The organism is Pseudomonas sp. K5002 (assembly GCF_013386655.1).
Lineage (GTDB): Bacteria > Pseudomonadota > Gammaproteobacteria > Pseudomonadales > Pseudomonadaceae > Aquipseudomonas.
In genome coordinates, this window is record NZ_JACARK010000755.1 from 1 (window position 1) to 5579 (window position 5579).

Genomic DNA, 5579 nt, shown 5'->3' on the forward strand with positions numbered 1-5579 from the left:
AAAACACTGCGCGCCTCGGCAAGCTCGGCCGTGCGCTGTTGCTGGGCAAGCAAGTAGCTGCTGCGATCGATCTGGTACAGCAACGCGCCCTTGGCGACCCACTGGTTGTCGCCCACCAGCAGGTGTTCGACCTGGCCGGACACCTCGGGGGCAATACGGATGACTTGCGCGCTGACACGCCCGTCCCGCGTCCAGGGGGCCAACTCATAGGCACGCCACAGTTGCGTGCAGAACAGCAATGCGGCCAGCCCGAGCACCAGGGTGACGAGGGTCTTGAGGATGTGTTTGATGATCATCGCGCTGCCCTCAAAAGCTCAGAACCAAGGTCGAGAGCACGATCAGCGACACAAAGAAACGCGCCAGGCTGGGGTGCCAGGCCCAATCCAGCCAGCGCCGCAGGGCCCGCTCCAGTAGCCCGTACACCAGGGCTGCAACGCCGACGTAGAGCAAGAACGGAGGAATGTAGAGGTGGGCAATCGTGATTTCGCTGAGCATCGGTTGAATCTCGCAGTCGGCAATCACCTTGATCGCCTTGATGAAGATGGTAGGGACTGCAAGGTCGTGCCGATATTGAGTATGCTGCCAGGATATAATCAATTTCAGACAATCGAGGCGGTGCAATATGGGCGAGATGAAGCTCCAGGGCGTTGATCAATTCGAACTGGACAGTTTTGATCAGCCCGCCGTCGCGTTGATGCTCGGCAGCCAGCGCAACGACACCGAATTCCCCGTGCACAGCCACCGCAAAGGCCAACTGGTGGTGGCGTATCACGGCGGTATCGTGTGTACCGTAGAGGATGGCGTGTGGATGGTGCCGTCGGGCTTCGGCGTGTGGATTCCGGGCGGTATCGCCCACAGCAACCGGGTGACCGCCAACGGCAGGATCGGCTATCTGTTTGTCGAGCCCGGCGCCGCCGCGCTACCGGAGAAATGCTGCACGCTGGTGCTTTCGCCGCTGGTCCTGGCGTTGATCCTGCACCTGAGCGCCCAGCCCCAGGATTATCCGCCTGCCTCTGCCAATTCGCGCGTGGCGAGCGTGCTCCTTGAACAACTGGAACTGGCTCCCTCGGAGCAGTTGTACCTGCCGCTCCCCGCTGCTACGCAGTTGCGCTTCATCGCCCGCGGCCTGGCCCAGGACCCGTCAAACCGTTGCACCATGGCCCAGTGGGCACGCCAGGTCGCCATGAGCGAGCGCTCCCTGGCCCGCCTGGTCAAGAGCGAAACAGGCCTGACTTTTGGCCAATGGCGCAAACAATGGCAAATCATCGTGGCCTTGCAGAGCCTGGCCGAGGGCGAGTCGGTGCAACGAACCGCCGAGGCGCTGGGGTACGAGTCGGTCAGTTCGTTCATCAGCATGTTTCGCAAGACACTGGGCTCGTCGCCGGCGCGCTACATTCGCCGTACGGCAACGCGCTAGCCTCAAGGTGCCTCAATCACTGCCAACTGCTCCGCCAACAACCCCGGCAATCGCGCCTGCAAAAACCCGACCCACGTCCGCACCTTGGCATCCAGAAAGCGCCTTGATGGATACACCGCGAAAATGCTCCGCTCCCGTAGCCGATATCCGGGCAACAGCCGCACCAGCGAGCCCTCGCGCAGCGCCGGGTTGGCGCTGAAGAACGGCAACAAGCTGATGCCCATTCCTTCCTGCGTCGCCTTGACCATCGCATCCGCGACATTGGTCCTGAAGGTGTCACCCGGCGAAATCGCAATCTCGCCCTCTTGCCCCTTGAACAACCACGCATCCTCCTGGAAATCCTGCAGATGCAACCGTCGATGCTGCATCAACTGCTGCGGATGCTCGGGCACGCCGTACCGGGCCAGATACCCCGGTGCCGCACAGGTCACACTGAACAACTGCCCGATCGTCTGACTGACCAGCGCCGAATCCGGCAACGAATGGGCGATGGAGATCACCACGTCGTGCCCCTCTTCAAGCGGGTCCGGGTTGTGCTGGGACAGGGTCAACTCGATGGACACGTCCGGGTATTGCTCGCTGTAGCGGGCAATCAGCGGCGTGATCAGCACCCCCAACCCGCTCATGCAATGCACCCGCAATCGCCCGCGCGGGTTGAGGTGCGCGCCGCTGGCTTCTGCCGTGGCTTCCCTGACGTCTTCAAGAATGTCGCGACAGCGCAACAGAAAGCGCTCGCCCGAATCGGTAAGGCCCAGGCGTCGGGTGGTGCGTTGCAACAGGCGGGTCTGCAGGTGTTTTTCCAGCTCGCAGATCAACCGTGATACGTGTGCCCCGGACAGGTCCAGCGCCTCGGCCGCTGCGGCAAAGCTGCCAGTGTCGACAACCCGGGCAAACACCTGCATGCCATTGAGCAAGTCCATCAACATTGCCCCTCGATTGCTACGTGATACGTACGAGTCATTCACCTGTTCCTGTCTTTATCCCGCTGCGGCAATCACTAAAATGAACCCTACTCACAGAGGAACTCATCATGAATATCAAATGGCTCAGCCTGCTCCTGTTTTTCACCGCCGCCGGCGCCATGGCGGCCGGCAGCAATGAAGCGCTGGATATCCAACACGTTGTTTCAATCACGCCCGTGCCGGGCAGTTGCCAGGTAGAACCGGCGACCATGGTGTATCTCGACAGCCAGGGCGCCAGCCATACCGTCCACTACCAGGTCATGGGCACGTGCCAGGGCGGGGTTTAAAGCAGCTTCCAGGTGTAACTGAGGATCAGCCGGTTCTCGTCGATGTCGCTGCGGTAGTTTGAACGGGCCATGACATTGCGCACCCGAATGCCCAGGCCGCTCAATGTGCCGCTTTGCACCACATAGCCGATATCCAGGTCGCGCTCGCGATCCTTGCCTTCATAACCCGCGCCGGTGGTCACGTTATTACCGGTGATATAACGCACGGTGGTGGTCAGCCCCGGAATGCCCAGCGCCACGAAGTCATAGTCGTACCGCACTTGCCAGGAGCGCTCGTCGGTGTAGGCAAACTCGTAGGTGGGTACTTCGTTGCCCAGCGGCGTGATGTTGGCGAAGACCCGCGGGAAGGCACTGTCGCCATACATGGCTTGATAACCGACGTAGAAGATATGGCCGCCATGCTTGGCCGACAGCAGCGAGAAAAACGCCTGGTTGTCGATCTTGCCGAGCAGTTTGTCGCCGTCTTCCCGGGCATCGTAGTAGCCGAGGTTGGCGCCGAGCGTCCACTCACCCATTGGCTGGCTGTGCTTGAGGCCGACAAAGTCCTGGCGGTAGATGTCCTTGAGTTGGCCATGCCAGTAGCTGACGCTGGTGCGGTTGGTGTTGAAGGCGTAGTCGCCGCCGACGTAGTTGAACCCATCACTTTCAGCGCCGCGTTGCGGCACATGGCCGAGCATGGCGATCATTTTCTCGTCGCCGGCTTCGTTGCGCAGGCGGGTGGTGGTCAAGTGCCCGGCCTGCAGCGCAAGGCCGGCGATTTCGCCGGAGCTGACACTCACGCCCTGATAGCTCGGCGGCAGCAAGCGGATATCGCTGAAGGCCAGCACCGGCAGGTTCGGTTGCAGTTCGCCGACCTTCAATTCGGTCCTGGAAAACCTGGCCTTGAAGGTCAGGCCCAAACGGCTGTAATCATTCGGGGCGCTGCCGTCGCCCTTGACCGGGAGCAGGCCGGTATTGGTGCGGTCCGGGCTGCTGTCGAGCTTGAGGCCGAGGGTGCCCAGGGCATCCAGGCCAAAGCCCACGGGCCCCGGCGTGTAGCCGGATTTATAGGTCAGGATAAAACCCTGGCCCCACTCCTCTGCCTTTGATTGCTTGTTGGCGCCGACGATGTCCGAGAAATCGCGGCTGAAGTAATAGTTGCGCGCCTGCAAGGTGGCGGTGGAGTCCTCGAAAAACCCGCCCTCGGCCGCCGTCGCCGCAAGGGGCACGCCCAACAGGGATAGCCAGATACGTTGTGTGTTCATGTCGTTGCTCTTAGTTATTGTTATCGACAGTTACTGCGCCGGGGCGGCGATCACCTCCTGCCGGCCCCGACGTTCATTCAGCGCATACGCCGTCATTGCCAGCACGGCGATGGCCCCGGGGATGGCAAAGGCCATGAAGTTCAGGTGCAGCGGCAGTTCAATCCCCATCAGCGCGCCGCCCAGCAGCGGGCCGACGATGGCGCCGGTACGACCGATACCGGAAGCCCAGCCCAGGCCGGTGGCTCGAATGTTCAAGCCATAGAGTTGTGCGGCGCCGGCGTACAGCAGGATTTGCGTGCCGATGGTGGTGGCGCCGGCAAAAAAGATCAGCAGGTACAGGACCGGCATCGGGCTCTTGATACCCAGCAGGCTGATGGAGAGCAGCGCGGCGATAAAGAAACCGATCACCACCTTCACCAGGTTAAGCCGGTCACACAGCCAGCCACCGACAAGCGCCCCGGCGATGCCGCCAAAATTCAGCGCCAGCAGGAACGACAGGCTCGATCCCAGGCTGTAACCGGCACCCGCCATCAGTTTGGGCAGCCAGGAACTCAGGGCGTAGACCATCAACAGGCAGCAGAAAAACGCGACCCAGATCGCCGCCGTCCTCAAGGCCAGGCCGTGGCGGAACAACTCCAGCACCGAAGCGCCCTTGCCTTTACCGGCGCTGACGAGCAGTTGGTCTTGCGGGTCGATCCGGGTCTGCGGCGACAGGCGCTTGAGCAGCTCACGCGCCTGTTCCTTGCGGCCCTGGCGAATCAGGAACCCGATGGACTCAGGCAGCCAGTACACAATCAACGGCATCAGCAGCAGCGGGATCGCCGCGGCGAAGAACATGGACGACCAGCCAAAACGCGGCAGCATGAAAATCCCCACGCCGGCCGACAGCATGCCGCCCAGCGAGTACCCGCCAAACATCACCGCCATCAGGATGCTGCGCATTTTCTTCGGTGCGTATTCGGTAATCAGTGCGGCCGCATTGGGCATCAGGCCGCCACAGCCGAGCCCGGCAATAAACCGGCAGATTCCGAACTCAGTCGGGTTGCTGGCAAAACCGTTAATCACCGTGGCGACGCTGAACAAGGCAAAGCAGATGGCGATGCCTTTGCGGCGACCGAACTTGTCGGCCAGGCTGCCGAAGACCAGCGCGCCGAACATCATCCCGAACAGCGCATAACTGCCCAGAGCGCCGGCCTGCAGGGGCGATAGTCCCCATTCCTTCATGATCGACGGCAAGACCACGCCGTAGATGAACAAGTCATAACCGTCAAAGATCAACAGCACAGCACACAGGCTGACCACCAGCCAGTGGAAACGATTGAAATGGGCATTATCGATAATCGAATTGACGTCATGGGTACGCATGGCAGTGCTCTCATTATTGTTGTTGTGAGTCAGTGTCTGCAGGTACGGCGCTGGGTCAGCCGAGGTCGCCGCCTCCTACCGGCAAGGTGACGCCCGTGATGTAGGAGGCCTCATCAGAGGCCAGAAACAGAATCGCGCCGGCTTGTTCGTCGATGCTGCCGTAGCGCTTCATCGGGCTGCTGTCGAGGGTCTGGTCGACGATCTGCTGGTACCAGACGCGCTCCTGGTCGCTCTGGGGCTGGCTGTTGCGCGGGATCCGCCGCGGTGGCGCCTCGGTGCCACCGGGTGCGGTGGCGTTGACCCG

General features: G+C 61.6%; 8 protein-coding genes. 2 read left to right on the top strand and 6 right to left on the bottom strand.

Translation table 11 applies throughout. The annotated features are described in order from the left end of the window. Positions 1 to 296: biotin/lipoyl-binding protein (locus HX846_RS27775; protein ID WP_178966518.1), on the bottom strand; the 296-nt coding region annotated here is incomplete at its 3' end. Positions 297 to 306: 10 nt separating this feature from the next. Next, positions 307 to 495, bottom strand: a complete 189-nt coding sequence (locus HX846_RS39305) for a DUF1656 domain-containing protein (protein ID WP_032899212.1) — start codon at positions 493 to 495, stop codon at positions 307 to 309. 127 nt (positions 496 to 622) lie between these two features. Between HX846_RS39305 and HX846_RS27785 the strand changes: the two genes are divergently transcribed. Beyond that, entirely contained in the window at positions 623 to 1417 is a 795-nt protein-coding gene (locus HX846_RS27785; protein ID WP_003217152.1) for a helix-turn-helix domain-containing protein, read from the top strand. A gap of 2 nt (positions 1418 to 1419) precedes the next feature. Here HX846_RS27785 and HX846_RS27790 read toward each other — a convergent pair whose 3' ends face one another. Further along, entirely contained in the window at positions 1420 to 2337 is a 918-nt protein-coding gene (locus HX846_RS27790; protein ID WP_178966519.1) for a LysR family transcriptional regulator, read from the bottom strand. Between the two features lie 110 nt (positions 2338 to 2447). Here HX846_RS27790 and HX846_RS27795 point away from each other — a divergent pair, with 110 nt between their 5' ends. Beyond that, entirely contained in the window at positions 2448 to 2666 is a 219-nt protein-coding gene (locus tag HX846_RS27795; RefSeq protein WP_003210829.1) for a DUF2790 domain-containing protein, read from the top strand. Here the strand turns inward: HX846_RS27795 and HX846_RS27800 are convergent. The 3 genes from HX846_RS27800 to HX846_RS27810 all read right to left on the bottom strand — a co-directional run. Then, positions 2663 to 3910 carry an OprD family porin gene (locus HX846_RS27800; RefSeq protein ID WP_177122972.1) on the bottom strand — a complete coding sequence of 416 codons (1248 nt, stop codon included), beginning with the start codon at positions 3908 to 3910 and terminating at the stop codon, positions 2663 to 2665. The two genes, HX846_RS27795 and HX846_RS27800, sit on opposite strands and share 4 nt — an antisense overlap. A gap of 30 nt (positions 3911 to 3940) precedes the next feature. Continuing rightward, positions 3941 to 5275, bottom strand: a complete 1335-nt coding sequence (locus HX846_RS27805; protein ID WP_008433830.1) for an MFS transporter — start codon at positions 5273 to 5275, stop codon at positions 3941 to 3943. A 55-nt stretch (positions 5276 to 5330) separates the two neighbouring features. Continuing rightward, on the bottom strand, positions 5331 to 5579 hold a 249-nt coding region (locus HX846_RS27810), incomplete at its 5' end, for an SDR family oxidoreductase (RefSeq protein ID WP_178966520.1).